The organism is Rhodococcus sp. 1168 (genome assembly GCF_002091955.1).
Classification (GTDB): domain Bacteria; phylum Actinomycetota; class Actinomycetes; order Mycobacteriales; family Mycobacteriaceae; genus Rhodococcoides.
The window spans coordinates 78,393-98,894 of record NZ_MKKY01000068.1; the positions used below are offsets into that span (position 1 = coordinate 78,393).

A 20,502-nucleotide genomic window follows, 5' to 3' on the forward strand; every position below is an offset into this window, starting at 1 on the left:
ATCGAACCGAACCGGACAATCGGTGGTGTGCTCAGTGCTGAGGGAACCAACCGGTGACTGCGGGCCGGAGGTTCTGGTAGATGTGCTTGATCTCCTGGTATTCGGCCAGACCGGTCGGACCCAGTTCGCGGCCGTTGCCCGACATGCCGAATCCGCCCCACTCGGCCTGTGGCAGGTAAGGGTGGAAGTCGTTGATCCACACGGTGCCGTGGCGCAACCGCGCAGCCACGCGTTCGGTCTTTCCGGCGTCTTGGCTCCAGACACCGGCGGCAAGCCCGTATCGAGTGTCGTTGCCGATGGCGATCGCCTCCTCTTCCGTGCGGAAGGTCTCCACGGTGACGACGGGACCGAAGCCCTCTTCCTGCACAACCGACATTGCGGTGTTGCAGCCGTCGAGGACCGTCGGCAGGTAGTAGAAGCCCGACTCGAGTTCACCGGTGCCCCATTCGGCGCCGCAGCCGACGACGGCCCCTTCCGCGATGCCTGCGTCGACGTAGGCGGTGACCTTGTCACGATGATCGGCGGAGATGAGGGGACCTGTCTCGGCCGCTTCGTCGAACGGCCCGCCCAAGCGAATCTGCTTGGCGCGGCGGATCAACTCCTGAACGAAGCGGTCATGGATGGATTCCTCGACGATGAGACGCGCTCCTGCCGAGCACACCTGGCCGCTGTGTACGAAGGCTGCGTTGAGGGCATTGTCGACGGCCGCGTCGAAGTCGGCGTCGGCGAAGACGACATTGGGGTTCTTTCCGCCGAGTTCGAGCGCCACCTTCTTGACCGTCTGCACTGCCGCGGCACCGACGACGCGGCCCGTCGCGAGCCCGCCGGTGAACGAGACCATGTCTACATCGGGATGTTCCGACAGCGGCGCGCCCGCGGTGGCACCGGCGCCGAGCACGAGGTTCGCCACGCCCGCCGGTAGTCCGAGCCCGTCGAGCACATCCATCAGGAGCATCGCAGTGTGCGGGGTGAGTTCGCTGGGCTTGAGTACGAAGGTGTTGCCCGCTGCGAGAGCGGGTGCCACCTTCCACGCCACCTGCAGCAGCGGGTAGTTCCAGGGGGTGATCATTCCGCAGACACCGATCGGCTCGTAGACGACCTTGCTCACGACGTCGGGCATGCCCGGGTCCACGACTCGCCCTGCCTGCTGCCCGGCGAGCACGCCGAAGTAGCGGAAGCTGGCACTGATGTCGTCCATGTCGATTTCGCTCTCCACGAGGCGCTTGCCCGTATCGAGTGACTCCGCGCGGGCGAACTCGTCCTTACGTTGTTGAATCGCATCGGCGACCCGTAACAACAACGCACCACGTTCGGTCGCAGGAGTGGAACTCCACATTCCCGCGTCGAATGCGCGTCGGGCGGCGGCGATGGCGGCGGCGGTATCGGCACCATCTGCTTCGTCGACGGTGCCGACGAGCTCGCCGTTCGCCGGGCAGTGAATCTCCCGAGTTTTGCCGTTGACCGCGGAGGTCCACTCACCATCGATGAACAACGTCTTGGGCATGAGGCTGGTCTCCTTGCTGCATGGGTTGTGCTGTCAGGGCTGTTCGTGCGGGTGGAAACGGTCAAGAACCGCTGTTCTCCTCGATCTGGAGGAAAGCCAGATGCCCCTCGTAATGGTCGAGGATGTCTTCTATCACCTGGTCTTTCGTGTATCCCATGATGTCGTAACCCTGACCGGAACCACCGTCCAGATAGACCTCCATCCGAAAGTACTCGTCCTCGGTACGAGGCAGAGTCAGCCCGAAGGACGGGACGGCGACCTTGCGGCGCCAGACCTGATAGTGGAACGGATGAGCATGGTCTGCGCCGACCTCGAGTTCGTACATGTCCTCGGCGTCGTCGACGGGCCCGCATCGAGCATCGATCCCTTGCGCCCGCATTTCTTCGACGACCTCGTTGAAACTCGGCAACACCACCTGGCGTCCGAATTCCCGAACGCGATCTTCACCGGGAAATCTGAGAACCTGACTGAGTCGATGCCGCCAGGTCCAATCGACTCCGCGGTTGCCTCCGATGCGGACCGAAAGTGAACCCGGCAGGCTCTGCTCGACGCTTTCGATTCGGAATGTCTCCACTCTCAGCGATCGGTAGAGCCCGATCATGACGAGGATGATGACGAAGGCAAAGGGCAAGCCCATGATCACCGCAGCATTCTGCAAAGCTCCGACACCGCCGACGAGGAGCATGGCCACGGTCAGGCCGCCGGTCGCCAGTGCCCAGAAGATGCGGAGCGCCGCGTTGCCGTCGTGCTGCGGGCTCGGCAGATGCGAGGAGAGGTTGGCCATCACCAGTGCGGCCGAGTCCGCGGACGTGACGTAGAAGAGAAGTGCGGTGAAGGTGGCGAGGGCGGCGATGAAGATGAATGCCGGGTAGTCCCTGAGGAGTTCGTAGAATGCGCCCTCCGGGTTGAGGATCGCTTGTTCTCCGAATTCGCTGTCACCGCCGCGAACCCGCTCGAGGGCAGAGTTTCCGTAGACCGAGGCCCACATGAGGATGTACAGAAAAGGGATCGTCAGTGTCCCGATTACGAACTGGCGGATGGTGCGGCCTCGGGAGATCCGCGCCAGGAACAGGCCGACGAACGAGGCCCACGCGATCCACCAGGCCCAGAAGAACAGGGTCCAGTCGGTCATCCATGTGCCGGTGTCCTCGAATGCGAAGGTCTGACCGACCATGTTGGGGAACAGCCGGACGAAGTCGCTGACGTTGAGAACGAGGGCGTCGAGCAGGAACTGGGTCTGGCCCATGACGAGTACCCAGATCGACAGTGCGAACGCCAAGAACACGTTGAGAAGCGAGAGAATCTTGATGCCCTTGTCCACGCCCGAGGTGGCCGAAAGTGTGGCAATCGCAACACCGACCGCAACAATGCCGATTTCGACACCGGTGCTGACCTCGAGTCCGAAAACTATGTTCAATCCCACGTTGATCATCACCACGCCGATTCCCAGCGAGGTCGCCACGCCGAAAATCGTTCCGAGTAGCGCAGCGAAGTCGACGGTGTCGCCGAGCACACCTTTGACGCGTTTGCCGAAGATGGGCGCGAGTGCCGAGCGGATCGCCAACGGCTGGTTCTTTCGATATGCGAAGTACGCCAACGCAATCCCCATCAAAGCGTAGAGACCCCATCCGCTGATTCCGTAGTGGAAAAGCGTCCATACGGTCGCCTCGCGGGCAGCATCTACCGAACCGGCTTCTGTGCTCGGCGGTTGGAGATACTGCGTCACCGGCTCGGAGACGGCGAAGTACATCAGATCGGTGCTGATGCCGGCAGCGAAAAGCATCGACGCCCATGACAGCAAACCGAACTCGGGTTGCGAGTGAGCGGGCCCGAGCTTGATTTTTCCGAATCCCGAGAGGGCCAGGTAAACAACGAAGACGAGCACGATCGCGACCAATGCCACGTAGAACCACCCGAACCAGTCCGACGTCCACGTCACTGCGCTGCCGAGGACACTCTCCGCGTTCTCCGGTGCGATCAGTGCCCAGATCGTAATCGCAAGCGTGAACAGCGCGGCGGGTACGAAGACCCGCCAGTTCACCCGCGATCGAGGTTCCGGTTCTTCGGCCACATCTGGCTTGGATCTCTCGACCGATGAACTCACGAATCTGTTCCCTTCTGTTGCCTGCGCACTCGGACGGTGGTGTGGGCACTGTGTTCGCAAACACAGCAAAACACTGGAGATGACGCTTCCGTGGTCCTTACCCTAGCCTCGCTGGACCCCGGCTCTGGGCCCTTTGAGCTGCGAGAATTCGACGTAGCACAGGATGCAAGGTCCAGTCCGTGGCACACCGTTTCGGACGACTACGGCACCGCCTTCGTCTCCCTGCGGAGGCCGGATCCGCCACCGCCGGGTCGGACTGTCGATGCCCAATGCACTGGTCGCCGAGTGCAATCCGGCTTTCGACCGGACTGTGGTCGACAGTTCTGCGCTCGGCGGGCGCACGCCCGACAGCCGAAGGTGACGAATTACACCGACGTAGTTTCCCGATGCCCTTCGGTAACACCCGGATTGTGAGCCCGACTTCGTTTCCGGGTAGTGCCACGCTCGAGTTGTTCATCGCGAACGAAAGCAGAGCGCAAGGCCGATATGGACGCACAGAGAGTTTTGCGAAACCCCAGGTCGAGAGCATAAATAGGTTAACCTTATTTGCAGTGTTACCTGGGTACTGATTTATCGTTTGTCATAGGACCGGCGTACAAACGGCCGATCCACCCGAACGAGGCTTGCGTGTGCCCCCGAGCTGATCTGCTCGACGGTAGGCAAGGCCCGACGCTCGGGGGTGCTGCTTCAACGGCGAACGGCACCCAACAGCCGTCCGCGACGGCCGGCGATCTGTGCCGAGCCGCTCTGGCGTACTTGAAAGCTGGACTTATCCGAAGGCTAGGTATGAAGCACACTCCGGGCCCGCAAGGCCTCTACGATCCCCGTAACGAGCATGACTCCTGTGGAGTGGCGTTCGTGGTGGACATACACGGTCGCCGTAGCCGTGACATCGTCGAAAAAGCCATCACTGCGCTGGTCAATCTCGAGCATCGGGGCGCCGCCGGCTCCGAACCCAACACCGGTGACGGTGCTGGAATCCTCATCCAGGTACCAGACGCGTTCTTGCGAGCCGTCGTCGATTTCGAACTGCCCGCCGCGGGTGCGTACGCCACCGGAATCGCTTTTCTGCCGCAAGGCAAAGCCGATGCTGCTCGCGCGTGCGAGGACGTCGAGAAGATCGTCGCGAACGAGGGCCTGACCGTCCTGGGCTGGCGTGATGTTCCCACCGACGACTCCTCTCTAGGGGCGCTCGCACGAGATGCGATGCCTACGTTCCGTCAGTTGTTCTTCGGCTCTTCCGATTCCTCCGTTACGGATATGGATCTCGAGCGCCGCGCATTCGTCATCCGCAAGCGCGTCGAGCACGAGCTCGGCGAACAAGGACCCGGCAAAGGCGGCCCCGGCCGCGAGACCGTGTACTTCCCGTCCCTGTCCTCGCAGACGTTCGTCTACAAGGGCATGTTGACGACCCCTCAGCTCAAGGGCTTCTACATCGATCTGCAGGATGATCGTGTCGAAAGCGCACTCGGGCTCGTGCACTCACGATTCTCGACCAACACGTTCCCGTCCTGGCCGCTGGCGCACCCGTTCCGTCGCGTCGCGCACAACGGCGAGATCAACACCGCGACCGGCAACGAGAACTGGATGCGCGCCCGCGAGGCTCTCATCACCTCCGACGTCTTCGGTGGTCCCGACGCGCTGAAGAAGATCTTCCCCGTCGTCACCCACGGTGCAAGTGACACAGCTCGTTTCGACGAAGTACTCGAACTGTTGCACCTCGGCGGCCGCAGTCTTCCGCATGCCGTGCTCATGATGATCCCCGAGGCCTGGGAGCGTCACGAGAGCATGGACCCCGCCCGTCGTGCGTTCTATCAGTACCACTCTTCGCTGATGGAGCCCTGGGACGGGCCGGCCTCGGTGTGCTTCACCGACGGCACCCTCATCGGAGCAGTGCTGGACCGCAACGGTCTGCGCCCGAGCCGGCTGTGGGTCACCGACGACGGCCTCGTCATCATGGCGTCCGAGGTGGGCGTGCTCGACATCGATCCGGCGAAGGTCGTCAGCAAGGTTCGTCTTCAGCCCGGACGGATGTTCCTCGTGGACACCGCTCAGGGTCGCATCGTCTCCGACGACGAGATCAAGGACGAGCTCGCTGCTGAGCACCCGTACCAGCAGTGGCTCGACGACGGTCTCACCGAGATCGACGATCTACCCGACCGCCCGCATGTGCACATGCCGCACGATCGCGTTCTGATCCGTCAGCAGATTTTCGGGTACACCACCGAAGAGCTGAGTGTTCTGCTCTCGCCGATGGCGAAGAGCGGAGCCGAGGCCATCGGCTCGATGGGTACCGATACTCCGATTGCGGTTCTCTCTGCCCGCCCGCGGATGCTGTTCGACTACTTCTCGCAGCTGTTCGCGCAGGTCACCAACCCGCCGCTCGACGCGATCCGCGAAGAGATCGTCACGAGCCTCGGCGGCACCATCGGACCGGAGGGCGACCTGCTCGCCCCGGGCGCCGACGCGTGCAAGCAGATCGTGCTCCCGACGCCGATCCTGCACAACGATGACCTGTCCAAGCTGATCCACATCAACGACGACGGCACGCAGGAAGGCCTGCGTTCGGTGGTCGTGCGTGGTCTGTATCCGGTGGCCGAGGGCGGCGAGGGGCTTCGACAGTCGCTCGAGGCGATTCGGGCACAGGTGTCTGCCGCGATTTCCGGTGGAGCGCGCATCGTCGTGCTCTCCGATCGTGAATCCAGCGAGAAGCTCGCGCCGATCCCGTCGCTGCTGCTGACTTCGGCGGTTCATCAGCACTTGGTCCGCGAGAAGACCCGCACCAAGGTCGGCCTGATCATCGAGTCCGGTGACGCCCGCGAGGTGCACCACATGGCGCTTCTCATCGGTTTCGGCGCGGCAGCGGTCAATCCGTACATGGCGTTCGAGTCCATCGAGGACATGATCGAACGCGGTGCCCTCGCCGATATCGAGCTCGACAAGGCCGTCGCCAACTACATCAAGGCGGCAGGCAAAGGTGTCCTGAAGGTGATGTCCAAGATGGGCATCTCGACGTTGGCGTCGTACACCGGTGCGCAACTGTTCCAGGTGATCGGCCTCGCGCAGACCCTGGTGGACGAGTACTTCACCGGACTCAACAGTCAGCTCGGTGGTATCGATCTCGACCAGATCGCCGCTGATGTGCAGACGCGTCACGGCATCGCCTATCTCACCAACCGGCACGAGCGCGCGCACCGTGAGCTCGAGACGGGCGGCGAGTATCAGTGGCGTCGCGAAGGGGAGTACCACCTCTTCAACCCGGACACCGTGTTCAAGCTGCAGCACTCTACTCGCACCGGCCAGTACGACGTCTTCAAGGAATACACGAAGATGGTCGACGACCAGTCGGAGCGCCTGGCATCACTGCGCGGACTCTTCCGCTTCAAAACCGAAGATCGGCAGTCCATTTCGATCGACGAGGTCGAACCGGCCTCGGAGATCGTCAAGCGCTTCTCGACGGGCGCGATGAGCTACGGCTCCATCTCCGCCGAGGCGCACGAAACACTGGCGATCGCAATGAACCGCCTCGGCGCCCGCTCCAATTCGGGTGAAGGCGGAGAAGACGTCTCGCGTTTCGAGCCCGACGAGAACGGCGACTGGCGACGCAGTGCGATCAAGCAGGTCGCGTCGGGACGCTTCGGTGTCACCTCGCACTACTTGACCAACTGCACCGATATTCAGATCAAGATGGCTCAGGGCGCGAAACCTGGTGAGGGTGGCCAGCTTCCGGCGCACAAGGTGTATCCGTGGGTTGCCGAGGTTCGGCACTCGACGCCGGGTGTCGGCTTGATTTCGCCTCCGCCGCACCACGATATCTATTCGATCGAGGATCTGGCGCAGCTGATCCATGATCTGAAGAACGCCAACCCGCAGGCGCGCATTCACGTCAAGCTCGTCTCTGAACTCGGCGTCGGCACGGTCGCAGCGGGTGTCTCCAAGGCGCACGCCGATGTGGTCCTCATCTCGGGTCACGATGGCGGTACCGGTGCAACGCCGCTGACATCTGTCAAGCACGCAGGCGGGCCGTGGGAACTCGGTTTGGCCGAGACTCAGCAAACGTTGCTGCTCAACGGTCTTCGTGATCGCATCGTCGTCCAGGTCGACGGACAGCTCAAGACCGGGCGCGATGTGATGGTTGCGGCTCTGCTCGGTGGCGAAGAGTTCGGTTTTGCAACCGCGCCTCTCGTCGTGACGGGATGCATCATGATGCGCGTGTGCCATCTCGATACGTGTCCTGTCGGTGTTGCCACGCAGAACCCGCTGTTGCGCAAGCGTTTTGCGGGCCAGCCGGAGTTCGTGGAGAACTTCTTCATGTTCATCGCCGAGGAAGTTCGCGAGCTGATGGCCGAGCTCGGATTCCGCACGCTCGACGAGGCCGTCGGCCAGGTTGCACTACTGGACACCACCGCAGCCAAGGACGCGTGGAAGGCATCCAAGCTCGATCTGTCGCCGATTCTCGACGAGGTCGAGTCGGCGTTCATGAACCAGGACCTCTACAACACCGGTACCCAGGATCATGGCCTCGACAAGGCACTCGACCAGCAGCTCATCGTGCAGAGTCGTAATGCTCTGGACAAGGGCGAGAAGGTGTCGTTCTCCTCGAAGATCACCAACGTCAACCGCACGGTCGGCACCATGCTGGGCCATGAGGTGACCAAGGTGTACGGCGGCGTCGGCCTGCCCGAGAACACCATCGACATCACCTTCACCGGCTCGGCGGGTAACAGCTTCGGCGCTTTCGTGCCGGCTGGAATGACACTTCGCCTCCACGGCGACGCCAACGACTTCGTCGGCAAGGGTCTTTCCGGTGGACGCATCGTCATGCGGCCCTCGCTCGATGCACCCAAGGGTTTCGTCGCCGAGGAGAACATCATCGGCGGCAACGTCTTCCTGTTCGGCGCGACCAGCGGTGAAGCCCTCATCCGAGGCGTCGTCGGTGAGCGTTTCGCAGTACGTAACTCCGGTGCGGTGGCCGTCGTCGAAGGTGTCGGTGACCACGGTTGCGAGTACATGACCGGTGGCAAGGTCGTCGTCCTCGGCGAGACTGGTCGAAACTTCGGTGCCGGCATGTCCGGCGGCGTCGCATTCATCTTCGACCCGGCCAAGACGTTCGAGGCGAATCTGAACACCGAGCTCGTCGATATCGAGGACATCGAAGGCGAAGAGTTCGTCTGGTTGAAAGACATCGTCACCCGTCATCACGAGGAAACGGGATCCGAAGTTGCAGAGCGAATCCTCAACGATTGGTCACAACAGGTGAACCATTTCGTGAAGGTCATGCCGCGCGATTACAAGAAGGTACTGCTGGCCATCTCCGAAGCCGAGAAGAACGGCGCGGACGTGGACGAAGCGATCATGGAGGCAGCTCGTGGGTGACCCACAAGGATTTTTGAAGCACACGGTTCGTGAACTGCCGAAGCGTCGACCCGTCGACCTGCGGCTGATGGACTGGAAAGAGGTCTACGAGGACTTCCCCAAGGAAGCTTTGCAGACGCAGGCGAGCCGCTGCATGGACTGTGGTGTTCCGTTCTGCCACAACGGCTGCCCCCTGGGGAACCTGATTCCCGAGTGGAACGACCTGGTGTTCAAGGATCGCTGGCGCGAGAGTATCGACCGCCTGCACGCCACGAACAACTTCCCGGAGTTCACTGGACGACTGTGCCCTGCCCCGTGCGAGGCGTCGTGTGTATTGGGAATCAACCAGGATCCCGTGACGATCAAGCAGGTCGAGGTCGAGATCATCGACAAGGCCTTCGAAGAGGGCTGGGTCACTCCCGTCTACCCGACGTTCCTGACGGGCAAGAGCATCGCCGTCGTCGGTTCGGGACCTGCGGGATTGGCCGCCGCCCAACAGCTCACGCGTGCCGGACATACCGTCACCGTGTTCGAGCGGGCAGACCGCATCGGTGGACTGCTGCGCTACGGCATCCCCGAGTTCAAGATGGAGAAGCGCCACATCGACCGCCGTCTGGCACAGATGGAGGCCGAGGGCACGGTGTTCCGCACAGGTGTCGATGTCGGAGTGGACATCTCTGCTGAAGAATTGCGCGCAGACTTCGACGCCGTCGTTCTGTCCGGTGGTGCTACCGCGTGGCGCGATCTGCCGATCGAGGGACGTGAACTCGAGGGCATCTACCAGGCGATGGAGTTCCTTCCCGGTGCAAATCATGTGCAGCAGGGCGATTACGACGCTCCGCCGGTCACCGCGAAGGGCAAGAAGGTCGTGATCATCGGTGGTGGTGACACCGGTGCAGACTGCCTCGGTACCTCGCATCGTCAGGGCGCCGAGAGCGTCCACCAGTTCGAGATCATGGCTCGCCCGCCGGAGGAGCGTGCGACGTCCACTCCGTGGCCGTTGTACCCGTTGATGTTCCGCGTCGCTTCGGCTCACGAAGAAGGTGGCGAGCGAGTGTTTTCGGTCAACACCGAGCGTTTCGTCGGTGCAGACGGCAAGGTCACCGGACTCGAAGCGCACGAGGTCGAGTTCAAGGCAGGCAAGTTCGAGAAGGTCGAGGGCAGCGAGTTCACCCTCGAGGCCGATCTGGTGCTTCTTGCGATGGGCTTCGTCGGTCCCGAGAAGCCGGGGCTGCTGACCGATCTCGGCGTGGACCTGAACGAGCGTGGCAACGTCAAGCGCTCGAACGAGTGGGTCACCAACGTGCCCGGTGTGTTCGTTGCCGGTGACATGGGCCGTGGGCAGTCGCTCATCGTGTGGGCCATCGCCGAAGGTCGTTCGTGTGCGGCTGCCGTCGATACGTTCCTCGAAGGTGTGACGGCCCTCCCATCGCCTATCGTCCCCACCCAGGCGCCGCAGCGCTGATCGGTTGTGCCAGAACGAGGTTATGGACGGAAAGCAGGTTTTTCCGCTCCATAACCTCGTTTTCGTTTCCGATGGTGAGATGTCCTGGTTTTAGGTAGCCTCCGTTTACCGATTGGGCATCGATTCGACATCTGGGAGTGGCATCCTCACCCTCGAAGTCGAAAGTCCGCTACTGCAGTGAGGCCGCAACCATGCGCGTGAAGAAGTTCGTCGCCACCATCGGAGCAGTCGTGGCGGTCGCCGCTGGGACGTCGGTCCTGTCGACGGCGACTGCGTCGGCCGATCCGAGTGGTTGCCCGGATCTGTACGTGGTCGCGATCCCGGGGACGTGGGAGACGAGTTCGGGCGCGGCGCCCAAGCCAGGCATGCTCACTGCCGTCACCGACCGCATCGCGAGTTCTTCCGTGCGCACCGATTACGTGTCGTATCCGGCCACCGCGTTTCCTTGGGAGGGTGGGGTCTACGGGGAGTCTCGCGCGATCGCCACGGCGAATGCGGGCGGGATGCTCGAAGCGATGGCCGCGCAGTGCGGTGCAACGAAGTTCGGCATCATCGGCTACAGCCAAGGTGCCGACGCGGCAGGCGATCTCGCTGCATCGATCGGAACGGGCCTCGGCGTCGTGCCGGCGAATCGGGTCGTCGCGGTCGGTCTCATCTCCGATCCGAAGCGTTCCGACGCTGATGCCTTGATCGGCCCCGAGGTCGTCGGTACCGGTGTCGGTGGCCCGCGCGTCGGCGGGTTCGGTTTCGTCAGCCCGGTGGTGAAGACCTTCTGCGCGATCGGTGATCTGTATTGCTCGACGCCCAAGGACGACTACATTTCCCGGCTGGCAGGTTTCCTCGCGGTCTCCTCCGATCCGAACCCCGATGTGATCGCGAAGGCGCAGCAGGAAGCGCAGATTCTCATCGGCGATCTGTCGGCAGCGGGCGGGCTTCCAGTACTGCAAAGTCAGCTGACCGATCAGGCGAACGAGCAGCGCCGCCGTGAAATCGAGGCGTTCTATCGTTCCGGGATCCACCAGGAATACGGAAGTTACGCCGTCGACAGCAGTGGAACGAGTGCCACGTCGTGGTTGGCGAACTACTTGCGCGATCAGGCCTGAGAAGGTCCGGTTTCGACACCGGTCGGCCGGGTCCGCAGCAGGAGACAGACCACTATCGCCGCTGCACCCATCCCTAGTGCGCTCCACGTGGCGGCGAGGGTGAGCCCGTCGACGAACCCGGCTGCTGCAATCTCGCGCAGTGCCGAATCCAGCGGTGGCGGAAGGTAGTCGGCAACGGTCATGCCGCCGCCGACGGTCTCGGATGCCGGCCCGGCTATGTCCGGCGGCGTATCAGGGGGCAGGGCGTCCTCGAGTCGGTGGCGGTAGACAGTCGATCCGATAGTTCCGAGGATGGCGATACCGACGGCGCCGCCGAGTTCGGCGCCGGTCTCCGACAGCGCCGAGGCTGCGCCTGCTTTCTCCGGTGCTGCAGCTGTGAGGACGATGTCGGAGTTGAGCGTCGAAGAGGCACCGACTCCGAGCGCCAGCAGGGACATGCCCACTACCAGAAGCGGCAGTCCGGAATCGGGTTGGATGAATGCCATCGTCGCGGCGCCGACGGCAATCAACGCGAGTCCGCCGGCGATGATCGCTCCGGTCGAGACGATCTTGCTCAGGCTCGGCGCGAGTACCGCCCCGGCTCCGGCTGCGATTGCGGGGATCAGGAGCCACAGACCCGCCTCCAGTGGCCCGAGTCCCACGATCAGCTGCAGATACTGCGAGGCGAATAGACTGAATCCGGTGAGCGCGAAGATCACCAGGAATTGAACGAGTACTGCTGCGCTGAAGGCACGTTCGGCGAACAGGGTGATGTCGATGAGTGAGTCGCGCCCTCGCCCTCGCCGTTGCCTTCGCAGGAACAGCAAGCCCAGAACAATTCCGGCGGTAGTCGTGGCGTCCCGGATCGGGATCCTTGAACTCCGACACCAACAGCGGCGCCGAGATGAGCAGGACGACCATGATCGGAATATTGATCAGGAACACCGAGCCCCACCAGAAGTGCTCGAGCAATGCCCCACCGATGACGGGGCCGAGGGCGCCGCCTCCGGCGAACCCGGCGGTCCACAGTCCGATCGCTTCCTTACGTTGGCCTGGGTCATGAAACATGTTGCGTATCAACGATAATGTGCTCGGCGCAATGGTGGCGCCGCCGATGCCCAGAAGTGCTCGCGAGAGAAGAAGTATCTCGGGTGACGTCGAGAAGGCTGCGAGCAGCGATGCAGCGCCGAATACGACTGCACCGATCATCAGAAGTCTGCGACGGCCGATCCGGTCACCGACAGAGCCCATCGTGATGAGCAGACCGGCCAGAAGGAAGCCGTACAGGTCGAGAATCCACAGTGTTTGGTTGCTGCTCGGGTCGAGGTCTGCGGTCATGAAGGGAAGCGCCAGGTAGAGCACCGACATGTCCATCGAGACCAGCAGGATCGGAATCACGAGAACACTCAGTCCGAGCCAATCCTTGCGGGTTGCCTTCGGGGAGTCGCCGGTCATGGATCTCTACTTCCGCCGCAATCACTTCTTTTGTTCGCCAACGCCGATGCGGATGACCCACATGACGGTACCGTCGAATTCGGTGGTTGCCTCTCAGGTGGCCACATACGAGAGGACGCAGTATGCCCAGTGAGCTGAAGGTTGTCGCCACCATCACCGCCAAGCCGGAGTCGGTCGATGTCATACGAACCGGTCTGGCAACGCTGGCCGAAGAGTCGGCGAAGGAGAGCGGGAACGTCTCCTACGAACTGTTCGAGTCAGTCTCCGAGCCGGGCACTTTCGTCACCATCGAGGTGTGGGGATCGCAAGAGGACCTCGACGCACACATGCAGACACCCCACCTGCAGAAGGCGCTCGGCGAGTTCGGCGCGCACCTCGCCAGTGCGCCGTCCATTCACCCGCTACGCGTAGTCGGCTAGTTCTTCGCTCGCTTCGCTGTCGCCGGGTTCGGTATCGAGAGTTCTGTAGACGATCCCGGAGACAGCGAGGAGAGCGACGGTCAGGCCGATAGCCAGCCAGCCTGTCGAGGTGACCTGTCCATATCCGATCTCGCTCGCGCCCGCCGCGGTGTAGCTCATCGGCATGAACGCCGACAGGTGCCCCCAGATCGAGGCACTGCTCGCATAGGCAGCTCCGCACACCACGACCTGGACGAGCACTAGGCCGATGTCGACCGCTCGGCCGCCGACGTTGCCGAGCAGTCGTTGGATTGCGCCGGCGGGCGGCCGAATAGGCGGCCGCGGAAGCGACGAGGAACAGACCCGCTGCCAGTAGGGCGCCGATCCCCGTGTCGGGCGCGGTGAACGCGAACGCCAGTGCTGCACACACCCCGACGGCGAAGACGGCGACCGCGGCGACCCTCCAGCCGAGGCGAGAATCGCCTCTGAGGACCCGTACCAGGCTAACCGCACCGACAGCACCGACCGCGACCAGAGTTGCAACCAGATACGGCGTGCTCGACGCGGCTGCCTGCGTCACCTTGGCCTCCGAAGTACGGGCCGGTGAGCCCGCGCCCAGCTCCTTGGCCGTCGGGAGTCCGGCGGTTGCTTCTTGGACATTGGTCGCGATACCGCTGACGATTCCGGAGACCGGGCCGACGGCCGTCACCAACTGGTCGGTTCCGGCTCGAAGTTGACCGCCGCCGGCGTCGAGCTGGCCCAGTCCGTCTCGAAGTTGGACGGTAGCGTCACCGAGCTGTCCGGTGGCAGTGAGGAATTGGCCGGACGGATCGTTCAGCTCACCGGACAGTTGCCGCGCACCGCCCTTGAGGGTCTGCAGCTGATCGAGCGTCGACGGACCGAATCCCTGAGTGTTCAGGGTGTCGATCACCGAGCGAATCTGGCCGGAAATGGCGTCGGATCCGGGGTGCGGGAAGCTGTCGATTTGTTGTGCGGTGGCTTCGAGCTTCGCCGTGAACTCACCCTGCTGAGCGCCGAAGCCGGCGAGCTGGTCGACAAGTTGATCGACTCCGCCGCTGATCTGGGAAGCACCGTCGCCGAGTTGCCCGATGCCGTCACGGTATTGGCCGAAGCCGTCGGCGAGCTGAATCGTGCCGTCGTGAGCTTGGGTTATTCCGTCGGCGAGGACGATGACGCCGTCGTTGAGCTGCTTACCGCCGTCGGTCAGCTGGGAGACGCCCCCGGACAGGAAGCTGATGGGCAATCCCGCTTGCTGCAGGCTCTTCCTCGAGGTGGCCAGGGGGTCGCCGGTGGAGGCTGTGGGTGAACCCGCTGCCGTGTTCGTGGTGGCCGGCACCGAGTCTTCGGGGCTCAGGTCGTAGCCCGCACCGAGTGCGAACGCTCCTGCTGCTACCAGCGGAAAGGCTAGAGCGACGAGAGCGACGAGAGCGGCGGTCGGTTGCCGGAGGATTCGAAATTTACCCATGGTGGTTTCGAGGCTAACCGGCCCCTGACGCCACTATGACCCCGCGAAGCGGTGGTGTGGACTGAAACACCGCCCTGAGCAGGCACTTCAAGAGCTCTCTGTGGAGTTGGCGAATCGGTCTCTGTTGCGAGGCAGTAGATCCCACACGTGCTGCGTCTCGTTGACCGCCGCGACCGATCGACTACCGTTGCGGGAGTAGAGGATTCGAGTGACCGAACAGTAGTCGATCGGGAATCCGAGAACCGTGGGGGTGTGCAGGATATCTTGCAGCGCGATGTTGATGACACCGCCGTGGGCGAACACCACAACCGTATCGGTGTGTTCGACTCCCGAGACTGCTGCTTCGATGCCGGCGAGTACTCGCGCACGAAACGTATCCTCGTCGACCTCCTCGGGCAGGTGTCCGGCCTTGATCCGGTCGAATGCGTCGCGGAACTCGGTGCGCGCAAGTTCGATCGGAACGTAGCCGCCGAAATCTCGGTCGTACTCGGTGAGACGCTCGTCGGACTCCAGCGTCGATGCCAGCTCGGCGGCCAACACCGAGCCGGTCTGCTGGGCGCGGAGTTGAGTGCTCGAGACCGTCTTGGCGATCGAAAACCGGGCCAGCGCGGCAGGGATGCGGGCGGCCTGTTCGTGGCCGAGTTCGGCAAGTGGGGGATCGGCGGTGTCTTCGGAGCGCTGCGGGAGCGCATGGCGAACCAGTATGAGCTGCACGTGTCTACTTAACCACCTTGCCTACCTGACCACCGCGCCTACCTGACCACCGCGCCTACCTGACCACCGCGCCTACCTGACCACGAGACTGCGGCCGTTTCGGATCGTCAGCGCGCGGAAGGCCTGCACGTGGCTCGCCGGTATGCGCTCGGACCAGACCATGCCGATGCGTCGTCGGGCAGTCGGATCGGCCAGGGGTACTTCCACCGTCTCGTTTTGTGGCCCGCGAATTGTGGGAAGAATACTGATGCCCAAACCGGCTCCGACCAGTCCGCGGATCGTGTGGATGTCCTGTCCTTCGAACGCGATGTGCGGGGACATGCCTGCCTCGGCCCACAGGCCTTCACAGATCGAGCGCATGCCGAATCCGTGACCCATGGCGATATAGCGCTCCTCGGCAGTGTCGATGACGTGCACGGCGCGGCGACCGGCCAGGCGATGTCTGGTGGGTACGACCATGACCAGCCGCTCGTCGTAGAGCTGGAAGGAATTGGCATCGGTGTGCTCGGTACTGAGCGAGACGAAGGCGAGGTCGGCGGAGCCGTCGTCGAGGCGGTCGAGGCAGCGCGAGCGTGCACCCTGATCGAGATCGAATGTCACGGCCGGGTGACCGGTTCCGAACGCCTTGATCAGTGCCGGCACGATGTCCTCGCCGAGCGTGTTCTGGAATGCGATGGAAATTCGGCCGCGGGCCTTCGCGTCGTGCTCGCTCATTGCGTCGAGGCCGGCCTCCAGATCGACCAGGGCCCGTTGCAGATAGGGAATCAGGGTTCGGCCCGCGGCCGTCATCGCGATATCGCGTCCGCGACGCTCGACGACAGCGACCCCGAGGATTGCTGTTGCCCGGGCGATCTGTCGGCTCACGGTCGGTTGTGGGAGCCCGAGCAGGTGGGCGGCTTCGGTGATGTGCTCGGTTTCCGCGACGGCGACGAGCGTCGGGATGAGGGGGAGTAGTTCTTTCGATTCCGCGCGCACCTACGCAATGATATCGCTGGCGTATGGATCGACGAGTGTACATGCATTGGACGCATGTACACGGCAGAGATAGCGTAGAAGAAATGAGATCATCGACGACCGATGCGGGCGCCGACCTTCTCTGGGAGGGGCATCCTCGCGGGTCGCGCGAATACAAGCGTCTGGTTGCGGCTTTGTTGTTCGCGGGTATCGCGACTTTCGCGCAGCTCTACTCGGTGCAGGGCATTCTTCCGCTCATCGCGGCCGGCCTCGACATCACCCCGTCGCAGTCCTCCCTCGCGGTCGGATCGGCCACAGTCGGGGTCGCGGCCGCGGTCCTGCCCTGGTCGGTGGTCGCCGATCGCATCGGACGAGTCCGCGCGATGACCATATCGGTGATCGCCGCAACGATTCTGGGATTGATGGTTCCGCTGTCTTCTTCGCTGCCGATGCTGCTGTCGATTCGCTTCTTCGAAGGCGCAGCGCTCGGCGGTCTCCCCGCGATTGCCATCGCCTACCTGAGCGAGGAAGTGCACGGCAAACACACTGCGCTCGCCGCAGCGACGTACGTCTCCGGTACTTCCCTGGGTGGCTTGCTGGGCCGGATCGTGGCCGGCCCAGTTGCGGAGTACACCAACTGGCGCATCGGAACCTTGACGGTGTCGGTGCTCGCCGCGGTCGCGGCTGCCCTCTTCGTGTGGCTGGCACCGACACCGCGCAGATCTCCCACCGTCTCCCGCGACGGCCCCTCACTGCCGAGACGTCTGTGGACCAACCTCCGCGAGCCCGGCATGCTGACCCTGTACGGCCAAGGCTTCCTGCTGATGGGCGGATTCGTCGCAATCTACAACTACCTCGGCTTCCGTCTCGAAGCCGGCCCGTTCGGGCTCCCGCAGTCCCTCATCAGCCTCATCTTCGTGGCGTACCTCAGCGGAACCGTGTCCTCGCGCATCGCCGGACAACTGGCGGTCCGCCACGGCAGAAGCGTCGTGCTCGCCGGTTCGACGGCCACCATGGCCATCGGCGTCGCACTGACCATCAGCACCAATCTGATCGTCATCCTGGCCGGCCTGGTTGTGCTGACCATCGGATTCTTCGCCGCCCACGCCATCGCGTCGGGATGGACGGGTCAGCGTGCAGTGGTCGGACGCACGCAAGCGACGTCGTTGTACAACCTCTTCTACTACGGCGGATCCAGCGTTCTCGGTTGGCTCGGCGGAGTGGTATTTCAGATGTACGGCTGGACCGCGATGGCGCTGTTCGTCATCGGTCTGACCGTGACGGCCGGTGGATGGGCATTGCTACAGGGCACACGACTGAAAACCACGCTCCCGGCCCCGACGCCCCAGGTCACACCGCAGCACTGAGTGCGACGGCCAAGGGGACGACGCTCAGACAGCAAATCGCCAGTATCAACAACGCGATGACGCCGCGACGATCCCATTTCTGCTGAGCTCCGGCGGCCGCCGAGACGAACAGGACGAATCCGATGCAGACCGAGCCGATGGTGATTGCGACGGGTGTGGACAGCACGACTAGCTGGTCTTCATGCTGCCCCAGCCGACATATGCGTCGACCGAGAGGTGACCGGTGATCCGCGGCTGGTCGCGCACCGGGTACTTGTCGCCGGTGTAGTGGGTCGAGATGCGGTCGATGTCGACCAGATCCGGATCGTCCTGCAGCGCGATTGTGCCGTGAATGGTGATGTGGGTGTACCAGCTGGCCTCGTCGAGCACCGAGATGGACACCCTGGGGTTGCCGCGGATGTGCTCGAGGCGCTTACGCCCGGCCTCGAAGTTCAAGACGATCCGGCCATCCTCCCACAGGTACCAGGTGGGGGCGGTGATGGGAGTTGCATCTGCTCGTACCACCGCCATGACTGCGGGGTTCGGCTTCTTCAGCAGCTCGATGGCCTCTGGCGGCAACGGTGGTTTCGGCATGACGCAACTCTACTTCCGGCCGAGAACGAACGAGGTCGGTCTCGGCCGGAAGAGAGAACTACAGGGTGGGGAGTTTGACGATCTGCCCGGCGTAGGACAAGCCGGCTCCGAAAGCGAGGAGCAGCGCGGTGTCGCCCGCCTTGGCCTTGCCGGTGCGGAGCAGTTCCTCCATGGCCAACGGAATCGACGCGGCCGAGGTGTTGCCGGTCTCCTCGATATCGTTGGCGACGACAGTGTCGTCGCCGAGGTGCAGGCTCTTGGCGAGCAGTTCGGTGATGCGGCTGTTGGCCTGATGCGGGATGAACGCGTGCAGTTCCTCGGTCTTGATGCCCGCGGCGTCGATCACCTTCTGTGCCGCCTTGCCCATTTCGAACGCGGCCCAGCGGAACACCGAGATGCCGTTCATTCTGATCCAGGGACGCTCGGCACCCTCTGTGGTGATGTAGTCGTACCAGTCGATCGTCTGGTAGATCGCATCCGCCTGTGAACCGTCGGAGCCCCAGACGGCAGGCCCGATCTCGGTCTCGTCGCTCTGGCCGACCACTACCGCGCCCGCGCCGTCGGCGAAGATGAATCGCGTCGTGCGGTCGTACGGGTCGGTGGTCTCGCTCAGCTGCTCTGCGCCGATGACGAGGACATACTTGGAGGTTCCCGCCTTGACCAGATCGGAAGCGACGGCAAGGGCGTAGCAGAATCCTGCGCAGCCGGCGCCGATGTCGAACGCGGCAGGACCCTTGGTGCCGAGTGCGTGCGCAACCTTGGCGGCAGCCTGCGGGGTCTGCTCGAGGTGTGTCGACGTCGCGACGATGACGGTATCGATGTCCTCGGCCGAGACGCCGCTTGCCGCGAGAGCCTTCTTGCCGGCCTCGATGGCCATGAATACGACGTTTTCCTCGGGCTTGGTGAAGCGGCGATTCTTGATGCCCGTCCGCGTCTGAATCCACTCGTCGCTCGAGTCGATGGTTTCGCAAATTTCGTCGTTGGTCACCACCCGCTCGGGGCGGTGGACACCCAAGCCTAGAAGCTTGGACTGTCGGCCGGAAGTTGTGCTGATCGATGCACCCATCTGTGTTCCTCTCGTGCTACCGCGCCATCGCCGAACTGTGGATCGGGTCTTGGGCTACGGGCTCGGGAAGACACGTTACGTGCGTGGAGTTCGGTACGTCACACCAGTTCGGCGATCAGGCCTGCCACCTCGGCAGGGCGGTCGATCATCGCGTGATGATGGGCGTGCGTGACGCCCGTGAATTCGGCGCCGAGATAGTGGGCCAATCGCCGTTGCTTGGCGATCCAGCGTCGTCCCCATGGTGTCGGCCGACCGGTATGGGCGGCGGCGACGGTGACCGGCACATCCGGCATCGGATGGCTGCGCCTGATCCGGTTGAGTTCGAGTGCCATATCCGGGTAGACGAAGTCCTCCACCAGCACCGCTTCGAGGTACGACGGTGTCCGATAGATCTGTGCAATCCAGTCGTAGGTTTCGATCGGAATGCCGTCGGGAGGGATGGACTGATTGAGAATGCGTCGCACGGTCGTTCCGAGTACTCGCTGCAGTCCGAGTGTTGTCAGTGTCCTCGAGAGGGCATATGCCGCCGAAATACGACAGCCCCTCGGAATCAGATGCCACGGATCGCGCTCCGCGCTCGAGTCGAGCAGCAGGATTCCCGCCGTACGCGACGGGTACAGCCGAGCGAACGCCTCCGCGTAGAACCCCGCGATCGAGTGTCCGACGATTACAGCTGGGGCTGGCAGCTCGAGGGCGTCGAGAACACCGAGAATGCGAGCTGCCTCGGCCTCGACGGTGGGCGTGTGGCCGCGCGGAAACGATTCGCTGAACCCGAACCCGGGTCGGTCGAACACGACGACCGTGTGAAATGCCGACAGAATCGCGGCCGTGTCGTTCCAGTCGAACCAATTGCCTCCGAGTCCGCCGCACAAGACGATCGGCGGACCACCACCGGTCACCATGACGTGGGTGCGCAGTCCGTCGACTACGACGAACCTGCCGGGAGGTGATTGTTTCATGTGAAACATTCCGATTTTTC

At 63.2% G+C, this 20,502-nt stretch carries 15 protein-coding genes and 2 pseudogenes; 5 read left to right on the forward strand and 12 right to left on the reverse strand.

Features of this window, described 5'->3' with window-relative positions:
- Positions 1-31 precede the first annotated feature (31 nt).
- Positions 32-1,504, reverse strand: coding sequence for an aldehyde dehydrogenase family protein (locus tag BJI47_RS12855; protein WP_088944082.1), 1,473 nt, complete (start codon positions 1,502-1,504; stop codon positions 32-34).
- A 61-nt stretch (positions 1,505-1,565) separates the two neighbouring features.
- Positions 1,566-3,608, reverse strand: coding sequence for a choline BCCT transporter BetT (gene betT / locus BJI47_RS12860; RefSeq protein ID WP_088944083.1), 2,043 nt, complete (start codon positions 3,606-3,608; stop codon positions 1,566-1,568).
- A 786-nt stretch (positions 3,609-4,394) separates the two neighbouring features.
- Between betT and gltB the strand changes: the two genes are divergently transcribed.
- From gltB to BJI47_RS12880, 3 genes are all read left to right on the forward strand, one after another.
- Complete coding sequence (gltB, locus tag BJI47_RS12870; RefSeq protein WP_088944085.1) at positions 4,395-8,984, forward strand: glutamate synthase large subunit; 4,590 nt, start codon at positions 4,395-4,397, stop codon at positions 8,982-8,984.
- Positions 8,977-10,428, forward strand: a complete 1,452-nt coding sequence (locus BJI47_RS12875) for a glutamate synthase subunit beta (protein ID WP_088944086.1) — start codon at positions 8,977-8,979, stop codon at positions 10,426-10,428. Before gltB ends, BJI47_RS12875 begins: the two co-directional genes overlap by 8 nt.
- Before the next feature lie 191 nt (positions 10,429-10,619).
- A complete protein-coding gene (locus tag BJI47_RS12880; protein ID WP_088944110.1) occupies positions 10,620-11,531 on the forward strand; it encodes a cutinase family protein in 912 nt (303 codons plus the stop codon).
- Here BJI47_RS12880 and BJI47_RS24995 read toward each other — a convergent pair.
- Together BJI47_RS24995 and BJI47_RS25000 are read right to left on the reverse strand one after the other, a co-directional pair.
- Positions 11,522-12,337: an MFS transporter gene (locus BJI47_RS24995; RefSeq protein WP_368655891.1), complete on the reverse strand. Its 816-nt coding sequence runs from the start codon at positions 12,335-12,337 to the stop codon at positions 11,522-11,524. The two genes, BJI47_RS12880 and BJI47_RS24995, sit on opposite strands and share 10 nt — an antisense overlap.
- Positions 12,338-12,428: 91 nt before the next feature.
- Positions 12,429-12,965 (reverse strand): annotated as a pseudogene (locus tag BJI47_RS25000) (MFS transporter); the annotation flags it as partial.
- A gap of 122 nt (positions 12,966-13,087) precedes the next feature.
- Here BJI47_RS25000 and BJI47_RS12890 point away from each other — a divergent pair.
- A complete protein-coding gene (locus tag BJI47_RS12890; protein ID WP_088944087.1) occupies positions 13,088-13,384 on the forward strand; it encodes a putative quinol monooxygenase in 297 nt (98 codons plus the stop codon).
- Here BJI47_RS12890 and BJI47_RS24650 read toward each other — a convergent pair.
- The 4 genes and pseudogenes from BJI47_RS24650 to BJI47_RS12905 all read right to left on the reverse strand — a co-directional run bounded on the left by BJI47_RS24650 (position 13,367) and on the right by BJI47_RS12905 (position 16,538).
- Entirely contained in the window at positions 13,367-13,789 is a 423-nt protein-coding gene (locus BJI47_RS24650) for a hypothetical protein (protein ID WP_254900578.1), read from the reverse strand. The two genes, BJI47_RS12890 and BJI47_RS24650, sit on opposite strands and share 18 nt — an antisense overlap.
- 661 nt (positions 13,790-14,450) lie before the next feature.
- Positions 14,451-14,849 (reverse strand): annotated as a pseudogene (locus tag BJI47_RS24655) (phage infection protein); the annotation flags it as partial.
- 87 nt (positions 14,850-14,936) lie between these two features.
- Entirely contained in the window at positions 14,937-15,563 is a 627-nt protein-coding gene (locus tag BJI47_RS12900) for a histidine phosphatase family protein (protein WP_088944088.1), read from the reverse strand.
- A gap of 72 nt (positions 15,564-15,635) precedes the next feature.
- Positions 15,636-16,538 (reverse strand): LysR family transcriptional regulator, encoded by a 903-nt coding sequence (locus BJI47_RS12905; protein ID WP_254900573.1) that lies wholly within the window; start codon positions 16,536-16,538, stop codon positions 15,636-15,638.
- 83 nt (positions 16,539-16,621) lie between these two features.
- On the opposite strand from BJI47_RS12905, the gene BJI47_RS12910 reads away from it, so the two are divergent.
- On the forward strand, positions 16,622-17,884 hold the full coding sequence (locus BJI47_RS12910; protein WP_088944111.1) for an MFS transporter: 1,263 nt from the start codon (positions 16,622-16,624) through the stop codon (positions 17,882-17,884).
- Here the strand turns inward: BJI47_RS12910 and BJI47_RS12915 are convergent.
- The 4 genes from BJI47_RS12915 to BJI47_RS12930 form a co-directional block, all read right to left on the reverse strand.
- Positions 17,868-18,050 carry a hypothetical protein gene (locus BJI47_RS12915; protein WP_088944089.1) on the reverse strand — a complete coding sequence of 61 codons (183 nt, stop codon included), beginning with the start codon at positions 18,048-18,050 and terminating at the stop codon, positions 17,868-17,870. The genes BJI47_RS12910 and BJI47_RS12915 overlap by 17 nt on opposite strands.
- A gap of 2 nt (positions 18,051-18,052) precedes the next feature.
- On the reverse strand, positions 18,053-18,457 hold the full coding sequence (locus BJI47_RS12920) for a pyridoxamine 5'-phosphate oxidase family protein (protein ID WP_088944090.1): 405 nt from the start codon (positions 18,455-18,457) through the stop codon (positions 18,053-18,055).
- Between the two features lie 58 nt (positions 18,458-18,515).
- Positions 18,516-19,523: a beta-ketoacyl-ACP synthase III gene (locus tag BJI47_RS12925; protein ID WP_088944091.1), complete on the reverse strand. Its 1,008-nt coding sequence runs from the start codon at positions 19,521-19,523 to the stop codon at positions 18,516-18,518.
- Between the two features lie 98 nt (positions 19,524-19,621).
- A complete protein-coding gene (locus BJI47_RS12930) occupies positions 19,622-20,491 on the reverse strand; it encodes an alpha/beta fold hydrolase (protein ID WP_088944092.1) in 870 nt (289 codons plus the stop codon).
- Positions 20,492-20,502: the final 11 nt, after the last annotated feature.